Annotated in this window: 20 protein-coding genes; 14 read left to right on the top strand and 6 right to left on the bottom strand. The window is 73.7% G+C overall.

The features are described from left to right. The first annotated feature begins 35 nt into the window (after positions 1–35). Together OG823_RS25805 and OG823_RS25810 are read left to right on the top strand one after the other, a co-directional pair. Positions 36–1,040, top strand: a complete 1,005-nt coding sequence (locus tag OG823_RS25805; RefSeq protein WP_371484657.1) for an ABC transporter ATP-binding protein — start codon at positions 36–38, stop codon at positions 1,038–1,040. Then, entirely contained in the window at positions 1,037–1,849 is an 813-nt protein-coding gene (locus tag OG823_RS25810; RefSeq protein ID WP_371482229.1) for an ABC transporter permease, read from the top strand. Before OG823_RS25805 ends, OG823_RS25810 begins: the two co-directional genes overlap by 4 nt. A 286-nt stretch (positions 1,850–2,135) precedes the next feature. On the opposite strand, the gene OG823_RS25815 is transcribed toward OG823_RS25810, so the two are convergent. Then, entirely contained in the window at positions 2,136–2,642 is a 507-nt protein-coding gene (locus tag OG823_RS25815; protein ID WP_371482230.1) for a DinB family protein, read from the bottom strand. A 183-nt stretch (positions 2,643–2,825) separates the two neighbouring features. Between OG823_RS25815 and OG823_RS25820 the strand changes: the two genes are divergently transcribed. Continuing rightward, the gene (locus OG823_RS25820) at positions 2,826–3,749 is read left to right on the top strand and encodes an ABC transporter permease (RefSeq protein ID WP_371482231.1); all 924 of its coding nucleotides are present in this window, start codon (positions 2,826–2,828) and stop codon (positions 3,747–3,749) included. A gap of 61 nt (positions 3,750–3,810) precedes the next feature. On the opposite strand, the gene ybaK is transcribed toward OG823_RS25820, so the two are convergent. The 3 genes from ybaK to OG823_RS25835 form a co-directional block, all read right to left on the bottom strand. After that, on the bottom strand, positions 3,811–4,305 hold the full coding sequence (gene ybaK, locus OG823_RS25825) for a Cys-tRNA(Pro) deacylase (RefSeq protein ID WP_371482233.1): 495 nt from the start codon (positions 4,303–4,305) through the stop codon (positions 3,811–3,813). 29 nt (positions 4,306–4,334) lie between these two features. Beyond that, positions 4,335–5,063, bottom strand: a complete 729-nt coding sequence (locus OG823_RS25830) for an LON peptidase substrate-binding domain-containing protein (protein WP_371482235.1) — start codon at positions 5,061–5,063, stop codon at positions 4,335–4,337. Positions 5,064–5,155: 92 nt separating this feature from the next. After that, a complete protein-coding gene (locus tag OG823_RS25835) occupies positions 5,156–6,730 on the bottom strand; it encodes an oxidoreductase (RefSeq protein ID WP_371482237.1) in 1,575 nt (524 codons plus the stop codon). A gap of 96 nt (positions 6,731–6,826) precedes the next feature. Here OG823_RS25835 and hisD point away from each other — a divergent pair, with 96 nt between their 5' ends. From hisD to hisF, 8 genes are read left to right on the top strand one after another with little or no spacing between them, the layout of a single operon-like run. Then, complete coding sequence (gene hisD / locus OG823_RS25840) at positions 6,827–8,137, top strand: histidinol dehydrogenase (RefSeq protein ID WP_371482238.1); 1,311 nt, start codon at positions 6,827–6,829, stop codon at positions 8,135–8,137. Continuing rightward, positions 8,134–9,231 carry a histidinol-phosphate transaminase gene (locus OG823_RS25845; RefSeq protein ID WP_371482239.1) on the top strand — a complete coding sequence of 366 codons (1,098 nt, stop codon included), beginning with the start codon at positions 8,134–8,136 and terminating at the stop codon, positions 9,229–9,231. Before hisD ends, OG823_RS25845 begins: the two co-directional genes overlap by 4 nt. Positions 9,232–9,236: 5 nt before the next feature. Beyond that, a complete protein-coding gene (hisB, locus tag OG823_RS25850; protein ID WP_371482241.1) occupies positions 9,237–9,830 on the top strand; it encodes an imidazoleglycerol-phosphate dehydratase HisB in 594 nt (197 codons plus the stop codon). Beyond that, complete coding sequence (locus OG823_RS25855) at positions 9,827–9,979, top strand: hypothetical protein (protein ID WP_371482242.1); 153 nt, start codon at positions 9,827–9,829, stop codon at positions 9,977–9,979. The genes hisB and OG823_RS25855 overlap by 4 nt, the downstream gene beginning before the upstream one ends. A 20-nt stretch (positions 9,980–9,999) precedes the next feature. After that, on the top strand, positions 10,000–10,635 hold the full coding sequence (gene hisH, locus OG823_RS25860) for an imidazole glycerol phosphate synthase subunit HisH (protein ID WP_371482244.1): 636 nt from the start codon (positions 10,000–10,002) through the stop codon (positions 10,633–10,635). 21 nt (positions 10,636–10,656) lie between these two features. After that, the gene (gene priA, locus OG823_RS25865) at positions 10,657–11,382 is read left to right on the top strand and encodes a bifunctional 1-(5-phosphoribosyl)-5-((5-phosphoribosylamino)methylideneamino)imidazole-4-carboxamide isomerase/phosphoribosylanthranilate isomerase PriA (protein ID WP_371482245.1); all 726 of its coding nucleotides are present in this window, start codon (positions 10,657–10,659) and stop codon (positions 11,380–11,382) included. Next, complete coding sequence (locus tag OG823_RS25870; protein WP_371482246.1) at positions 11,379–11,840, top strand: RidA family protein; 462 nt, start codon at positions 11,379–11,381, stop codon at positions 11,838–11,840. The genes priA and OG823_RS25870 overlap by 4 nt, the downstream gene beginning before the upstream one ends. After that, positions 11,837–12,607: an imidazole glycerol phosphate synthase subunit HisF gene (hisF, locus tag OG823_RS25875; RefSeq protein ID WP_371482248.1), complete on the top strand. Its 771-nt coding sequence runs from the start codon at positions 11,837–11,839 to the stop codon at positions 12,605–12,607. The genes OG823_RS25870 and hisF overlap by 4 nt, the downstream gene beginning before the upstream one ends. 2 nt (positions 12,608–12,609) lie before the next feature. Here the strand turns inward: hisF and OG823_RS25880 are convergent, their stop codons facing one another. Continuing rightward, entirely contained in the window at positions 12,610–13,269 is a 660-nt protein-coding gene (locus OG823_RS25880; protein ID WP_371482249.1) for a TIGR03085 family metal-binding protein, read from the bottom strand. 33 nt (positions 13,270–13,302) lie between these two features. After that, positions 13,303–13,860 (bottom strand): hypothetical protein, encoded by a 558-nt coding sequence (locus tag OG823_RS25885; RefSeq protein WP_371482251.1) that lies wholly within the window; start codon positions 13,858–13,860, stop codon positions 13,303–13,305. Between the two features lie 122 nt (positions 13,861–13,982). On the opposite strand from OG823_RS25885, the gene OG823_RS25890 reads away from it, so the two are divergent. The 3 genes from OG823_RS25890 (at position 13,983) to OG823_RS25900 (ending at position 16,458) form a co-directional block, all read left to right on the top strand. Continuing rightward, positions 13,983–14,453, top strand: coding sequence for a hypothetical protein (locus tag OG823_RS25890; RefSeq protein WP_371482252.1), 471 nt, complete (start codon positions 13,983–13,985; stop codon positions 14,451–14,453). A gap of 46 nt (positions 14,454–14,499) precedes the next feature. Beyond that, positions 14,500–14,874 (top strand): phosphoribosyl-AMP cyclohydrolase, encoded by a 375-nt coding sequence (gene hisI / locus OG823_RS25895; protein ID WP_371482254.1) that lies wholly within the window; start codon positions 14,500–14,502, stop codon positions 14,872–14,874. Between the two features lie 72 nt (positions 14,875–14,946). Next, entirely contained in the window at positions 14,947–16,458 is a 1,512-nt protein-coding gene (locus OG823_RS25900) for an anthranilate synthase component I (RefSeq protein WP_371482256.1), read from the top strand. Positions 16,459–16,466: the final 8 nt, after the last annotated feature.

Raw genomic sequence — 16,466 nt, forward strand, 5'->3', positions numbered from 1 at the left:
TCGTGAGCGAGACCGACCGGCGGGCACCACGGGCCGTGCCGCAGGGCGAGGCCGCCGACCCGCCGGGCCGGCCGGCCGAGCTGTGCTGCGCCGTGCGCGACCTGGTCAAGACCTACCGCCCCGCCCGTGGCGGGGACGCGGCCGTGATCCGCGCCAACGACGGCATCAGCCTGGACATCCGCCGGGGCGAGGTGTTCGGCCTGCTCGGCCCCAACGGGGCCGGCAAGTCCACCCTGGTCCGCCAGCTCACCGGGCTGCTGCGCCCGGACAGCGGCAGTGTGGAGATCCTCGGCCACGACGTGGTGCGCCACCCCGAGCGGGCGGCCAGGCTGCTGGCCTATCTCGGCCAGGAGTCCACCGCGCTGGACGAGCTGACGGTCGCGCTGGCCGCCGAGACCACCGGACGGCTGCGCGGCCTGAGCCGGGCCGGGGCCCGCGCCGAGGCCGCCGACGTGCTCGCCGAACTCGGCCTCGAAGCTCTCGCGGCCCGTCCGCTGGCCAAGCTCTCCGGCGGTCAGCGCCGGCTGGCCTGCCTCGCCGCGACGCTGGTCGGTGAGCGCCCGCTGCTCGTCCTGGACGAGCCGACCACCGGTATGGACCCGGTCGCCCGCCGGGCCGTCTGGTCCGCCGTGGACCGCCGCCGTGCCGAACACGGCGTGACCGTCCTGCTCGTCACCCACAACGTCATCGAGGCGGAGACGGTGCTCGACCGGGTCGCGGTGGTGGACGAGGGCCGGGTGATCGCCTGCGACACCCCCGGTGGCCTGAAGGCACTGGTCGACGGCGACGTCCGGCTCGACCTGGTCTGGCGCACCGAGGCCCCGATGGAGGTACCCGCCGTCGCCCGGCTCGCCGAGCGGGCCGAGCGCACCGGCCGCCGCTGGACCGTGCGGACCAGCCCCGAGCAGGCCCGTGAGCTGGTCGCCGCCGTCACCACCGGACCGGCCTTCGCCGCCCTGGACGACTTCACCCTGGCCACCCCGAGCCTTGAGGACGCCTACCTCAAACTGGGCGGCCGCCACGGAGGTCTGGCCAAGTGACCCTGTTGTCCGCCCCGCCCCAGCAGAGCGCCGGGCCGTCGGCCGTGCCCGCGCCGCTGGCGCCCGCCGCCCGGCTGCTGCCCGCGCTCGCCGCCGTCTACCGGGCGCAGCTGGCCCGGGCCAAGGTCGCCCGGATCCCGCTGCTGTTCGTGGCGACCTTCCAGTCGATCGGCATCCTGGTGATGATGCGCGGAGTGGTCGACCCGGGGGACAACCCGGCCGCGCACACCGTGGTGGCCGGATCCAGCGTGCTGGTGGTCGCGTTCGTCGCGCTCAACCTGCTCGCCCAGTACTTCGGACGGCTGCGCGCCACCGGCGGCCTGGACCACTACGCGACGCTGCCGGTACCGGCAGCGTCGGTGGTGCTCGGCGCGGCGGCCGCCTACGCCTCGTTCACCCTGCCGGGGACGCTGGTGACGGCCGTCGCCGGTGCGGTGATGTTCGGCCTGCCGGTCGGGCACCTGTGGGTGCTGCTCGCCGTCGTCCCGTTGGCCGGTGCGGCGCTGTCGGGCCTCGGCGCCGCCTGCGGCCTGATCGCCCCGCGCCAGGAGATCGCCACCCTGCTCGGCCAGCTCGGCATGTCGGCCGCGCTGCTGCTGGGCGTGCTGCCGGTGGAGCGCCTGCCGCAGCCGGTGCTCTGGCTGCGGGACCTGCTGCCCTCGACGTACGGGGTGGAGGCCTTCGCCAGGACGTTCACGCCGAACCCCGACTGGGCGGCGGTCGCCGGTGACCTCGGGGTCTGCGCCGCGGTGGGACTGGTCTCGCTGGCAGTGGCGACCTGGGCCTACCGGCGGGCCACCACCCGATAGTGCCGCTCCGGGTAGGTCCTGCGAGGGTCAGCCTGCCTTGAGTGGGGTGCCGTCGTAGGTCCGGCGATGGGGCCCGGCGCTCTGGTGGGGTTCGATGACGTAGGTGTCCGTCGCGTCGGTCAGGTCGTCGCGCGCGTCGAGCCGCCCCGTGGCGGACCACGCGGCGGCTCGACGCGGAGAAGAACAGCTCTACCCGGTTGGGCCAGGAGGCGTGCGCGGGTCCGGTGGACGTGCCGCCGCGGATGGGCGCGAAGCCCGTCCGGTGTGCCCGTGATCTCCGCCGGATCTAACTGCCGGTCGTCCCGTCGAGCATCTCGCGCAGGATGTCCAGGTGGCCGTTGTGGCGGGCCGTCTCCTCGGTGAGGTGGAGGAGGATCCAGCGCAGGTCGACGTGGAGGCCGTCGCGGATGGTTCGCCGGGTTTTCGTGTCCAGGCCGTTGCCGGCGACCAGTTCGCGGTAGCGGGCGCTCTGTTCGGCGTATTCGTCGAGAAGCTGCGTGAGGGGGAAGTCGACGGCGATGCGCATCTCGCGGTCGGGGTCCTCCTCGGTCCAGGGGCCCTGCTCCTCCTCGCCGAGGAAGACCACCTGGAACCAGTAGTACTCGACCCAGCGGAGATGGTTGATCACTCCGCTCATGGTCATCAGCGGTGAACCCGGCAGGAGCGCCTCGCGTGCGTTCTCCGCGGAGACGCCGTCGCACTTGGCGCGGGCGGTGGCACGGGCGTAGTCGAGAAACGTGGTGAGCTGGGTGCGCTCGTCCCACGCGGGCGGGGTGTCGTCGATTTTGGTCATCGCGCGAAGCGTCGCCGATCAGCGCGACCGATGTCGAGGTATTTGTCGACAGCCCCGACCCGATCCGCCCGGTTCGACCGTCCCCCGGGCACGAGCTCCGGCGACGCCCGCAGCTCACCCGGCGCGACACCGTGGGGACGGCCCGCACCACCCCGGCGGGGCCGATCGTGAAACGATGACGGGGTGACCGTACCGAACACACCTCCGGATCCCGGCCGGATCCCCGCCGCGGACGTCGCGGGACCGGCCGCGGACGCCGCCGCGAGCGCCCCGGCGAGCCCCGCCCCGGACCCCTACGGTCCGCCCGCCGCCGTGGACCCCTTCGCCCCGCCCGCCGCTCCCGATCCGTACGGCGCGCCGCCGGCCTTCGGCCACGGGCCCGCCCCGGCGCCCGCCCGTCCGCTGCTGCCCGAGCTGCGGGCGGGCGCGCTGACGGCTCTCGTCTGCGTGCTGCTGGGGCTCGGTGTGGCCGGGCTCTGGGTCTGGCTGGCCCCCCGGGTGCCACTGCTGGTCAGCGGGAACCGCATCCTGTACGCCGACCCGGAGGGCGAGCAGCGCGCCGGGGCGGACGCCGTGTTCGCGCTGATCGGACTGGGCGCCGGCGTGGTCACCGCGCTGGGCGCCTTCCTGCTGACCCGCCGCCGGGGCGGCGGGATCGCGGTGGCGGTCGGCCTGACCGTCGGCGGGCTGCTCGGTTCGCTGGTCGGCTGGAAGCTCGGGGTCCGGCTCGGCCCGACCTCCGACGTCGTCGCGCACGCCCGGCAGGTCGGGGACGGGCACGGCTTCGACGACGCCCTGCGGCTGGGCGCGCACGGCGCCCTGCTGGTCTGGCCGATGACGGCGATGGTGCTGCTGCTCGTACTGTCGGCGGCGTTCGGCAAGCGCGAGGAGGATCCGCCGCCGTACTGGGCGGGTACGGGCTGGCCGGCGCCGGGCACGCTCGGCGCACCCCCGGCCGGTGGCGCCCTGCCGCCCGGCGGGTACGCGCCCGCCCCCGCGCCGGGCCCGGCGCCCGTGCCGCTCTCCGAGCCCGGGTCCGCGCCCGAGCCGCCGCCCGGCGCAGAGCCCGTGCGGCCCGCCGACGACCGGCCGGTCCCGCCCTCCTGACCCGTCCCGCCCCTGATGACCCGCCCGCTCTCCCGAGCCGGCGGAGCGCCGCCGACGGCCCCTATCGCCCGATGGGGGCCGTCAGCGCGTCGGTCAGCGCCACCAGGTCGGCCGGGGCCAGCTCGACCTCCAGGCCGCGCCGGCCCGCCGAGACGTACACCGTGGGGTGCTCCAGCGCGCTCTCGTCCAGGACCGTCCGCAGCGCCCGGCGCTGCCCGAGCGGGGAGATGCCGCCGAGCACGTAGCCGCTGCTGCGCTCGGCCGCGGCCGGGTCCGCCATCGCGGCCCGCTTGCCGCCGACCGCCGAGGCCAGCGCCTTGAGGTCCAGCCTGCCGGAGACCGGCACCACACCGACGGTCAGCTCGCCGTCGACGTCGGCTACCAGGGTCTTGAAGACCCGGGCGGCCGGGATGCCGAGCAGCGTCACCGCCTCCCCGCCGTAGGAGTCCGCGGCCGGGTCGTGCTCGTACGCGTGCACGGTGAACGGCACACCGGCGCTCTCCAGGGCCACCGTCGCGGGCGTGCCCTGCCCGCCCTTCTTCGCCTTCTTGGCCATCGGGCGGCCTCCCCTCGAACGTCCGACGGTCAGTTCGGGCTGAACGACTGCCGGGTCAGGTCCACCGCCGGCAGCGACGGCAGCCAGGCGAGCACCGCCGTCTCGCGCCGCAGCAGCTCCAGCTCCATGGTCAGCCGCTGCGCGGTGTCCGGGCAGGCCAGCAGCTGCTGCTTGACCGGGGTGTCGAACACGGACGCCGCCGCCACCAGGTAGGACAGCACCTGCGGGTCGGCCGGCAGCTCCTGCTCACCGGCGATGCTGGCCTCGCGCGCGCCCGCCAGCCGCTTCTGGTACGTCCGGAAGGCCCGCTCGACGCCGGCCGCCAACGCTCCCGCGCCCTCGCCGGGCTCCTCCTCGATCGTCTCGATCTCGCCGGTCAGGTAGGGGCCGCCGGTGTCGACGCTGCGCAGCCAGAACCGGGTGGTACCGGTGACCAGCAGCTCGTAGCGGCCGTCCGGCTGGGGTTGCACGGAGGCCACGTCGGCGACGCAGCCGATGTGGTGCAGCGCCTCCAGCGGGTCCCCGGTCACGGTGCCGAGGCCGTCCAGCGGCCCGGCCGGACCCTCGCTCTCGCGGACCGGGGAGACCTCCCGGCCGTCCTTGATCGCCAGTACCCCGAACCGGCGCGGTTCGTCCTCCGGCTGCGCCAGCAGGTCGGCGACGAGACGGCGGTAGCGCTCCTCGAAGACGTTGAGGGGCAGCACCAGGCCCGGGTAGAGGACCGAGTTGAGCGGGAAGAGCGGCAGCCGTTCTGTCACGGCGCTCAGCGTAGTTGCCCGGAGCGGTGCGGCGCGCCAGGGTTCCGCGCGCGCCCGGGCCCCGGCGCCCGCCGGCGGCTGCCGCCGCCGGCTCAGCCCCGCTGGAGCAGCCGGGTCGCGCCCGCCACCACCGTGGTCGCCAGCACCCAGCCGATCACCACCAGCCCGGCACTGACCCACTGCCCGGCCCCGGCGGGGTTCCAGCCGCCCTGCCCGAAGTCGACCACCGGCAGCAGCTGGCTCAGGGTGTACAGGGCGGCGTTCCAGTGCGGCCGCTCGTCCGCCTTGAGCGGCTCGGGCGGATGCTGCCGGAAGAAGATCGTGCCCAGCACCCAGGCCAGCAGCAGCCAGAGCGCGGCCCGGCCCGGCCGGTAGCCGTAGCCGACGGTGGCCTCCTGCAGCCGCCCCCAGACCCGGCTGGGCAGCGGCAGGGTGGCGTGCCGGCGGCGCTGCTTGGCGTACAGCACCTCGCGCGCGTCGTCGTCGGCGCCGTCCCGGCGCAGCGCGGCCGCCAGCTGTTCGTACGACTCCGGCTGGAAGTCGACGGAGGCGCTCTCCAGCCAGGCGATCCGCTGCTGGACGCTGAACGGCGCCAGCGGGCGCAGCACCTCGTAGGTGAAGCCGGTCAGTCCGAGGTGCTTGCCCTGCGGCCAACTGGCCGGGGCGTCCACCAGGTTGCCGACCTTGGCACGGGAGAGCGCGACGGTGCCGGTGGGCCGCATCCGGCAGGCGAAGCGCAGCTCGGGGGTCTGGATCCGGCGCAGCGACAGCTCCTCCTCCGGCCCGAGGTGGAACTCGCCGGATATCAGGCAGGCGCTCTCGAACCTGGCGTCGGAGAGCCGGACCCTGCCGTAGGCGCGGAACGGCGTGCTGGGCGAGTTGAGCGGCGCGTGCTCGCCGTACCCGGAGCCGTAGTAGGAGCGGGAGCCGGACCACCCGCCGTCCGCCGAGCTGGTCAGGTAGAGGGTGTGGCCGACGCTGAGCCGCACCGCGTTGAGGCAGGCGCTGTTCTGCGGTGTGCCGCGCAGCTGGGCGCCGCGCAGCGAGAGCCGGCCGCCGATCCGGGCGGTGCGCAGGCTCAGCTCGCCGGTGGACTCCAGCCGGTCGGCCTCGAAGTCCTGGTGGATGTTCATCCCGTCGGCGGAGAGCGAGCGGCCGTGGCGGTCTGCGCCGATCACCGCCTGGTTCAGCAGCAGGTCGGTGCCGATCCTGGCGTCGGTCAGCCGCAGGCCGTCGGGTATCCGGCAGCGGGCGAGATGAAGGTCACCCTCGGTGGCCAGCCGGGACGCCTCGATCCGCGGCAGCAGGCAGCTGACGAAGCGCAGGGTGCCCGCGCGCGCCTCGGACATCAGCACGGTGTTGCGGAACCGGCAGTCGTGCAGCTCGACGTAGTGCGCGATGGTTCCGCCGGCCAGCACCAGCGGCCCGGTGACCGTCGCGCCGGTGAGCTTCAGCGCCGCCACCCGCCCGGGTACGGCGGTCGGACCGTCCAGCAGCAGCCGGGCGATCACCTCCGCGCGGATCGTGCGCTCCGGGCCCCAGGGCGCCTCCCCGAAGACCGCGTCCTGCTCCTCGACGCCGGTCACCAGGCTGTAGATCTCGCCCTTGCGGAAGGCCTCCCACAGGCCCCGCTCCACCGGCGTCCAGTCCTCCGGCGCCTGTTCCACGATGCTTCCCCCCCAAGATCCCCGACCGTCCCGGCTTTCGTATCACGGACTGAAATGCGGGGCCGCCCGTTCCGGCCACTCCTTACACTGGGTGGCGTGATCTCTCGAATCGACCTCCGCGGCTCCCTTGAGGACCCGCGTGACCTGCTGCCCCGTGCCGAGTTCGACGTGGAGGCCGCCCTGGAGAAGGTGCGGCCGATCTGCGAGGACGTCCGCCATCGCGGAGTCGCGGCACTGGTCGAGATCACCGAACGGTTCGACGGGGTGACGCTCGCGTCCACCCGGGTCGCCGAGGCGGACATCACCGCCGCGCTGGAGACGCTCGATCCCAAGGTGCGTGCCGCGCTGGAGGAGTCGATCCGCCGCGCCCGCCTGGTGCACCGCGAGCAGCGCCGCACCGACCAGACCGTCGAGGTGGTGCCGGGCGGCACGGTCTCCGAGCGCTGGGTGCCGGTCGACCGGGTCGGCCTGTACGTGCCGGGCGGCCTGGCCGTCTACCCGTCCTCCGTGGTGATGAACGTCGTCCCCGCGCAGGAGGCCGGCGTGCCGGGCATCGCCGTCACCTCGCCGCCGCAGAAGGACTTCGGGGGCTCCGTGCACCCGACCATCCTGGCGGCCTGCGCACTGCTCGGGGTCACCGAGGTGTACGCCGTCGGCGGCGCCCAGGCGGTCGCGATGTTCGCGTACGGCACCGAGGAGTGCCGCCCGGTGAACCTGGTGACCGGCCCCGGCAACATCTACGTCGCGGCCGCCAAGCGCCTGCTCAAGGGCCGGATCGGCATCGACGCCGAGGCCGGCCCGACCGAGATCGCGGTGCTCGCCGACGACAGCGCCTCGCCGCGCGACGTCGCCGCCGACCTGATCTCGCAGGCCGAGCACGACCCGATGGCCGCCTCCGTGCTGGTCACCGACTCCACCGAGCTGGCCGAGGCGGTGGAGGCCGAGCTGGCGGCCCAGGTCGCGAACACCAAGCACCGTGAGCGGGTCACCGAGGCGCTGAGCGGTCGGCAGTCCGGCATCGTGCTGGTCGACGACGTCGAGCAGGGCCTCGCGGTCGTCAACGCCTACGCCGCCGAGCACCTGGAGATCCAGACCCGCGACGCCCGCGCGGTCGCCGCCCGGGTCCGCAACGCCGGCGCGATCTTCATCGGCCCCTACGCGCCGGTCTCGCTGGGCGACTACGCGGCCGGCTCCAACCACGTGCTGCCCACCGGCGGCTGCGCCTGCCACTCCTCGGGCCTGTCCGTGCAGTCGTTCCTGCGCGGCATCCACGTCGTGGACTACAGCCGGGAGGCGCTGGCGGACGTCGCCGCGCACGTGGTCAACCTCGCCGACGCCGAGGACCTGCCCGGTCACGGCGACGCCATCCGCGCCCGCTTCGACTGGACGGTACCGAACGCCTCGTGAAGATCGACGATCTCCCGGTCCGCGACGAACTGCGCGGCCAGTCGCCCTACGGCGCCCCCCAGCTGGACGTCCCCGTCCAGCTGAACACCAACGAGAACCCGTACCCGCTGCCCGAGCCGCTGGTGGCCCGGATCGCCGAGCGGGTCGCCGAGGCGGCCCGGAACCTCAACCGCTACCCGGACCGCGACGCCGTCGAGCTGCGCACCGAGCTGGCGCGCTACCTGACCCGCACCACCGGGTTCGAGCGCACCCCCGAGCAGGTCTGGGCCGCGAACGGCTCCAACGAGATCATCCAGCAGCTGCTGCAGACCTTCGGCGGCCCCGGCCGCAGCGCGCTCGGCTTCGAGCCCTCGTACCAGATGCACGAGCTGATCTCGCGCGGCACCGGCACCCGGTGGATCTCCGGTCCGCGCCGGGCCGACTTCACCATCGACCTGGACGCGGCCGTCGCCGCGCTCGCCGAGCACCGCCCGGACGTGCTGTTCATCTGCTCGCCGAACAATCCGACCGGCACCGCCGTCGACGCCGACACCGTGCTCGCGCTCCACGACGCCGCTCAGGCCGTCAAGCCGACCGTGGTGATCGTGGACGAGGCGTACGTCGAGTTCTCGCACCGGCCCTCGCTGCTGTCGCTGCTCGAAGGCCGCCCGCTGCTGGTGGTCTCCCGCACGATGTCCAAGGCCTTCGGCGCGGCCGGCCTGCGGCTCGGCTACCTGGCCGCCGACCGGGCCGTGGTGGACGCGGTGCAGCTGGTCCGGCTGCCGTACCACCTCTCCGCCGTCACCCAGGCCACCGCGCTGGCCTGCCTGGAGCACACCGACACCCTGCTCGGGTACGTCGAGCGGCTCAAGGCCGAGCGGGACCGGCTGGTCGACGCGCTGCGCGCGCTCGGCCTGGAGGTCACCGACTCCGACTCCAACTTCATCCAGTTCGGCACCTTCGAGGACCAGCGCGCCGTCTGGCGGGCGATCCTCGACCTCGGCGTCCTGATCCGCGACAACGGCGTCCCCGGGCAGCTGCGGGTCACCGCCGGCACGCCCGCCGAGAACGACGCCTTCCTGGACGCCGTCCGTACAGTCATCAAGGAGCTGTGACCCGCATGTCCCGCATCGGCCGCGTTGAGCGCACCACCAAGGAGACCTCGGTCCTCGTCGAGATCGACCTCGACGGCACCGGCAAGACCGACATCTCCACGGGCGTCGGGTTCTACGACCACATGCTCGACCAGCTGGGCCGCCACGGTCTCTTCGACCTCACCGTCAAGACCGAGGGCGACCTGCACATCGACACCCACCACACGATCGAGGACTCCGCCCTCGCGCTCGGCGCCGCCTTCAAGCAGGCGCTCGGCGACAAGGTCGGCATCTACCGGTTCGGCAACTGCACCGTCCCGCTGGACGAGTCGCTGGCCCAGGTGACCGTCGACCTCTCCGGCCGCCCGTACCTGGTGCACACCGAGCCGGAGACGATGGCGCCCATGATCGGCGCCTACGACACCACGATGACCCGGCACATCTTCGAGTCCTTCGTGGCCCAGGCGCAGGTGGCCCTGCACATCCACGTCCCGTACGGTCGCAACGCGCACCACATCGTCGAGTGCCAGTTCAAGGCCCTCGCGCGTGCCCTGCGCTACGCCTCCGAGCGCGACCCGCGCGCGGCCGGCATCCTCCCCTCGACCAAGGGCGCACTGTGAGCAAGGCCGCAACAATCCTGATCATCGCCGGGCTGTTCCTGTCCGGCGGCGTGTACTCGTTCTGGAAGCAGAAGCAGTCCAAGAGCCTGATCGCGGTGCTCGCGATCGGCGCGGTGCTGTGCCTCGTTTCCGGCGTCATGCGCCTCTAGAGACTGGACGACGAACTCCCATGGCAAAGAACGTTGTGGTCCTCGACTACGGGTCGGGGAACCTGCGCTCCGCCCAGCGGGCCGTCGAGCGCACCGGCGCCAACGTCACCGTCACCTCGGACTTCCGGACCGCGCTGGACGCGGACGGCCTGCTCGTCCCCGGCGTCGGCGCCTTCGAGGCCTGCATGCGCGGCCTCAAGGAGGTACGCGGCGACGTGATCATCGGCCGCCGGCTGGCCGGCGGCCGCCCGGTGCTCGGCATCTGCGTCGGCATGCAGATCCTCTTCCAGCGCGGCGTCGAGCACGGCGTGGAGAGCGCCGGCTGCGACGAGTGGCCCGGCACGGTCGAGCCGCTGGACGCGCCGATCGTCCCGCACATGGGCTGGAACACGGTGGACGCCCCCGAGGGCAGCCGGCTGTTCGCCGGTCTCGACGCGGACACCCGCTTCTACTTCGTGCACTCCTACGGCGTGCGCTCCTGGGAGCTGCGGGTCACCAACGAGAACATCACCGCGCCACTGGTCACCTGGGCCACGCACGGTCAGCCGTTCGTCGCGGCCGTCGAGAACGGCCCGCTCTGGGCCACCCAGTTCCACCCCGAGAAGTCCGGCGACGCCGGCGCCGCCCTGCTGACCAACTGGGTCAACACCCTCTGACATCCGGAGAGTTGCAACTCCATGAGCAACCGCCTCGAACTCCTCCCCGCCGTCGACGTCCGTGACGGCCAGGCCGTGCGCCTGGTGAAGGGCGCCTCCGGCAGCGAGACCTCCTTCGGCGAGCCGCTCGCCGCCGCCCTGGCCTGGCAGAGCGCCGGCGCCGAGTGGCTGCACCTGGTCGACCTGGACGCCGCCTTCGGCACCGGCGACAACCGGGCCCTGGTCCGCGAGGTCACCGAGCGCCTCGACATCTTCGTCGAGCTCTCCGGCGGTATCCGCGACGACGCCACGCTCGCCGCGGCACTGGCCACCGGCTGCCGCCGGGTCAACCTCGGCACCGCCGCGCTGGAGACCCCGGAGTGGGTCGCCAAGGTCATCGCCGAGCACGGCGACAAGATCGCCGTCGGCCTGGACGTGGTCGGCACCACCCTCAAGGGCCGCGGCTGGACCAAGGACGGCGGCGACCTGTACGAGGTGCTCGCCCGCCTCGACGCCGAGGGCTGCGCCCGCTACGTCGTCACCGACGTCAACCGCGACGGCACCCTGACCGGCCCCAACCTCCAGCTGCTGCGCGACGTCTGCGCCGCCACCGACCGGCCCGTGGTGGCCTCCGGCGGCGTCTCCTCGCTGGACGACCTGCGCGCCATCGCCACCCTGGTACCCGGAGGTGTCGAGGGCGCCATCGTGGGCAAGGCACTCTACGAGCAGAAGTTCACCCTCGAAGAGGCCCTGGAGGCCGTGTCATGACAGATCGTCAGATCGTACGCGGCCGGATCGCCGGATTCTCCCCCTGGGAGGACGAGTTCGGCTACTCGCGGGCGGTGGCAGCCGGGGACTACGTGCACGTGGCCGGCTCCACCGCGTGGGTCGACGGGAGGATCGAGCACGAGGGCGACCCGTACCACCAGACGCTCGCCGCCTTCGGCGTCGGGCTCACCGCACTCGCCGCGTACGGTCTGACGGCGGACGACGTGATCCGCACCCGGATGTACATCACCCACGTCCGCGACGCCGACGAGGTGGGCCGCGCCCACCGCAAGCTCTTCGACGCCGCCCGCCCGGCCGCCACCATGGTGGTGGTCGAGGGCCTGATCGACTCCCGGATGATGGTCGAGATCGAGATCGACGCCTATCGCGCCGGGCTCGCCGGCGCGTTGCGTGCAGGCACTTCGCGCGAAAGCACTTCGGAAGGCAAACAGCCGTGACCCTCGCAGTACGTGTCATCCCCTGCCTGGACGTGGACGCGGGCCGCGTGGTCAAGGGCGTCAACTTCCAGAACCTGCGCGACGCCGGGGATCCGGTCGAGATGGCCAAGCTCTACGACGCCGAGGGCGCCGATGAGTTGACCTTCCTCGACATCACCGCCTCGTCCGGCTCCCGGGAGACCACCTACGACGTGGTGCGCCGCACCGCCGAACAGGTCTTCATCCCGCTCACCGTCGGCGGCGGCATCCGCGCCGTCGACGACGTCGACAAGCTGCTGCGGGCCGGCGCCGACAAGGTCGGCGTCAACACCGCCGCGATCGCCCGTCCCGAGCTGATCAACGAGATCGCCCGGCGGTTCGGCCGCCAGGTGCTCGTCCTGTCGGTGGACGCCCGCCGCTGCCCCGAGGGCACCGAGACCGCCTCCGGTTTCGAGGTCACCACCCACGGCGGCCGCAAGGGCACCGGCCTGGACGCGATCGAGTGGGCCGGCCGGGCCGCCGAGCTGGGCGCCGGGGAGATCCTGCTCAACTCGATGGACGCGGACGGCACCAAGGACGGCTACGACCTGGACATGATCCGGGCCGTCCGCAGGACCGTCTCCATCCCGGTGATCGCCTCCGGCGGCGCCGGACGGCTCGCCGACTTCGCCCCGGCGGTCGAGGCCGGGGCGGACGCGGTGCTCGCCGCCAGCGTCTTCCACTTCGGCGACCTGCGGATCGGCCAGGTCAAGGACGCGCTGCGGGAGGCCGGGCACCCCGTCCGCTGAGCCTAGGCCCGCTCCCCGGGCAGTGGAAGCGCCCCGGCCAGCGCTTCCACCGCCGCCGGGGAGCCGTCCACCGCCACCCGGCTGCGGGCGCCGCGGCCGCCCGCGAACAGCACCAGTTCGCCCGGCTCGCCGGTCACCTCCACGCGCTCCCCGCCGGCCGGGCCGACCTCGATCCGGCCGCCCGCGGCGCCCGAGCGCGCCAGCACCAGGCGGACCGGCGACCTGCGGCCCGCCTCCAGCCGGGCCACCATCGGCAGCCGCCGCCAGAGCGCCGCCGACAACTCGGCGGAGATCTCCTGCGGCTCCCCGGCCCCGGCCCCGGCCCGCCGGACGTCCTCCGCGTGCACGAAGTACTCCACCGTGTTGGCCGCCTCGTCCGCCCCGGGCAGCGCGAACGGCGACAGCGTGGGCGGCCCGCCGCGGAACGTCCGCACCAACTCCTGGTAGGGCCGGGCCGCGTAGCGCCCCTGCACCCGGGCCGTCCAGCCGGCCAGGGCGCGCAGCTGGATGCCCGCCGCCGCGTCCGGCCGTCGTTCGCGCAGTACCAGGTGCGCGGCCAGATCCCGGGTGGTCCACCCGGTGCACAGGGTGGGGGCGTCCGGCCCGGCGGCGGTCAGCAGGTCGGCGAGCCGGTGGCGTTCGGTACGGGCGAGTTTCGGCATGCGGCCAGCCTACGGGCGCGGCTCCGCACGGCGTCAGTGCAGATGGCCGGTCAGCTTCCTGCCGTCCTGCTTGTTACTGGCCGCCAGGGTGCAGGTGGCGTCCCGCATCCCCTGCTGGTAGTACGCCAGGTACGGCCCGAGCGGACGGCTGTAGTACGGCCCGGTGTCGCCCTGGCGTTGCTCCGCCGCGTCGACGGCCGCCTTGCAGGCCACCAGCAGGGCCCGCCCGATCTGGCTGTCGCTGGTCAGCCCCTCCGGCAGCAGGACGTCGGCGATCGCCTCCGCGTCGTGCGGGCCCTCGCACGGCCGGGCCTCGGCCTTGGTGATCACCTTGCTCAGCTGCGGGTGGTCCAGGCACGTCCCGACCGTGAAGAACGGGTACGGCAGCACCTTGGTGGGCGTGGGCGTCGGGGTCGGACTGGGCGTCGGGGAGGGCGAGGCGGAGGGCGGCGGGGGCTGGGCCACCGGCTTGGTCCGCGGCCACAGCGCCACCGTGGCGACCACGGCCAGCAGCAGCGCCAGCACGGCGAGGACGGCGAGGACCAGCCCCCGCGACGGACGGGGGGCGGCGGGCGGCTGCTCGGTGGTCATGCCCGAAGAATGGCCCACCGGAGCCCGCCGCGGCAGGCACTTCGCACAAACTCCTCCCGGCCGGCCGCCCCCTGTGGTGCCCTAAGCTGGGCGCGGCACGACACGTTCCCAGGAGTCAGCGGATGCGCGTCGGAATCACCGGGTACCAGCGGCTTTCGGGCATCACCGAAATGCTCGTACGCGGCGAACTCTGGAAGTTGGTCAGCACCTTCGGCTCCTACGAGCTGGTCGGTGTCAGCTGCGTCGGGGAGGGGCCGGAGAGCTGGTTCGCCCGCTCCGTCCTGGAGCACGGCGGCAAGCTGGAGGTGATCGTCCCCGGCGGCGGCTCGGTGTTCGCCGCGGTCGGCGACGCCCACCGCAGTACCCGGCTACGGCTGATGAACGAGGCGAACGCCGTCCACCGGCTGGCCCCGGTCGCCCACGGCGGGCTCGGCGACGACACCGCCGCCGCGCTGGTCGGCATGGTCGACGAGGTGATCGCGGTCTGGGACGGAGCCTCCGGCACCGCCCCCGCCCGGGTCGCCGAACTCGCCCGGCGGGCCGGGCTGTACGTCCACCGGCTCTGGCCGGACGGCTGCGAGCCGCCCGCCTGACGGAGCCCCGCGCCCCGCGCAGGGCGGTGCTGACAGAATGGGGCGCATGTCCACCACACCCGCCGCTCCCGGCAGCACCGCCCTGGCCGCCGACATCGCCGCGCGACTCAAGCGCACCCCCGACGGCCTGCTGCCCGCCATCGCGCAGCAGTACGACACCGGCGAGGTGCTGATGCTCGGCTGGATGGACGACGAGGCGCTGCACCGCACCCTGACCACCGGGCGCTGCACGTACTGGAGCCGCAGCCGCAGCGAGTACTGGGTGAAGGGCGACACCTCGGGGCACTTCCAGCACGTCCACGCGGTGGCACTGGACTGCGACGGCGACACCCTGCTGGTCAGGGTCGACCAGGTCGGCGCGGCCTGCCACACCGGCGAGCGGACCTGCTTCGACGCCGACGTGCTGCCGGTCAGTCGCTAACCTTCTCCCACCCTCACCATCGATCTTCATCCGCCCCACAGTCCGTCACACAGGACAGGAAACGGTGCCGCCATGGACCTCGACGCCTTCCGCGAACTCGCCGTCGACACGCGGGTCATCCCGGTCACCCGCCGGCTCCTGGCGGACGGCCTCACACCGATCGGGCTGTACCGCAGCCTGGCGGGCGAGCGTCCCGGCACCTTCCTGCTGGAGTCGGCCGAACAGGGCAGCTGGTCGCGCTACTCCTTCGTCGGCGTGCGCTGCGCCGCCACCCTGACCGCCGACCTCGACGGCAACGCCCGCTGGCACGGTGAACCGCCGGTCGGCATCCCCACCACCGGCGACCCGCTCCAGGTGCTGCGCGCCACCGTGGAGGCCCTGCACACGCCCCGGCCCGCGGACGGCCTGCCGCCGCTCACCGGCGGCCTGGTCGGCTACCTCGGCTACGACGTCGTGCGCCGCCTGGAGAAGCTGCCCCGACTGACCCCGGACGACCTGCGGCTGCCCGAGCTGACCATGCTGCTCGCCACCGACCTGGCGGTGCTCGACCACTCCGACGGCACGGTGCTGCTGATCGCCAACGCGGTCAACCACAACGACCTGGCCAGCGGCGTCGACGAGGCGTACGCCGACGCGGTCGTCCGCCTCGACGCGATGGAGGCCGATCTGCTCAAGCCGGTCGACCCGGGCCTGGCCACCTTCGTCCCGACCGCCGCCGAGGCCGTCTCGCCGTTCGGCGGAGCGCCCTACCGCGCGGCCGTCGAGGAGATCAAGGAGCGGATCCGGGCCGGCGAGGCCTTCCAGGTCGTCCCCTCGCAGCGGTTCGAGGCACCCTGTCCGGCCTCCGCGCTGGACGTCTACCGGGTGCTGCGCACCACCAATCCCAGCCCGTACATGTACCTGTTCCGCTTCCCCGGCCCGGACGGCACCGCCGAGGGCGGCTTCGACGTGGTCGGCTCCAGCCCGGAGGCGCTCGTCAAGGTCACCGAGGGCCGGGCGATGGTGCACCCGATCGCCGGCACCCGCCACCGCGGCGCCACCCCGCAGGAGGACGCCGACCTCGCCGCCGAGCTGCTCGCCGACCCCAAGGAGCGGGCCGAGCACCTGATGCTGGTCGACCTCGGGCGCAACGACCTCGGCCGGGTCTGCGAGCCGGGCAGCGTCGAGGTGGTCGACTTCATGTCGGTCGAGCGCTACAGCCACGTGATGCACATCGTCTCGACCGTCACCGGCACCGTCGCCGCCGGCCGGACCGCCTTCGACGTGCTCACCGCGTGCTTCCCGGCCGGCACGCTCTCCGGCGCGCCCAAGCCGCGCGCGATGCGGATCATCGAGGAGCTGGAGCCCACCCGGCGCGGCCTGTACGGCGGCTGCGTCGGCTACCTGGACTTCGCGGGCGACTCCGACACCGCGATCGCGATCCGCACCGCGCTGCTGCGTGACGGCACCGCCTACGTCCAGGCGGGCGCGGGCGTGGTCGCCGACTCGGACCCGCACAGCGAGGACACCGAGTGCCGCAACAAGGCCGCCGCCGTGCTGCGCGCCGTCGCCACCGCCAACACGCTGCGCGCGCCGCTATCGTGAGCTGAGGA

It is taken from the genome of Kitasatospora sp. NBC_00315, from assembly GCF_041435095.1.
Taxonomy (GTDB): domain Bacteria; phylum Actinomycetota; class Actinomycetes; order Streptomycetales; family Streptomycetaceae; genus Kitasatospora.

Bases quoted from the DNA above. Each gene is read 5' to 3' on its own strand.
- hisI (WP_371482254.1), top strand. From the start codon at position 14,500: ATGTCCACCACACCCGCCGCTCCCGGCAGCACCGCCCTGGCCGCCGAC.
- OG823_RS25900 (WP_371482256.1), top strand. From the start codon at position 14,947: ATGGACCTCGACGCCTTCCGCGAACTCGCCGTCGACACGCGGGTCATC.
- OG823_RS25815 (WP_371482230.1), bottom strand. From the start codon at position 2,642: ATGACCAAAATCGACGACACCCCGCCCGCGTGGGACGAGCGCACCCAG.
- hisB (WP_371482241.1), top strand. From the start codon at position 9,237: ATGTCCCGCATCGGCCGCGTTGAGCGCACCACCAAGGAGACCTCGGTC.
- hisH (WP_371482244.1), top strand. From the start codon at position 10,000: ATGGCAAAGAACGTTGTGGTCCTCGACTACGGGTCGGGGAACCTGCGC.
- ybaK (WP_371482233.1), bottom strand. From the start codon at position 4,305: ATGGCCAAGAAGGCGAAGAAGGGCGGGCAGGGCACGCCCGCGACGGTG.
- OG823_RS25870 (WP_371482246.1), top strand. From the start codon at position 11,379: ATGACAGATCGTCAGATCGTACGCGGCCGGATCGCCGGATTCTCCCCC.
- priA (WP_371482245.1), top strand. From the start codon at position 10,657: ATGAGCAACCGCCTCGAACTCCTCCCCGCCGTCGACGTCCGTGACGGC.
- OG823_RS25885 (WP_371482251.1), bottom strand. From the start codon at position 13,860: ATGACCACCGAGCAGCCGCCCGCCGCCCCCCGTCCGTCGCGGGGGCTG.
- OG823_RS25880 (WP_371482249.1), bottom strand. From the start codon at position 13,269: ATGCCGAAACTCGCCCGTACCGAACGCCACCGGCTCGCCGACCTGCTG.
- OG823_RS25890 (WP_371482252.1), top strand. From the start codon at position 13,983: ATGCGCGTCGGAATCACCGGGTACCAGCGGCTTTCGGGCATCACCGAA.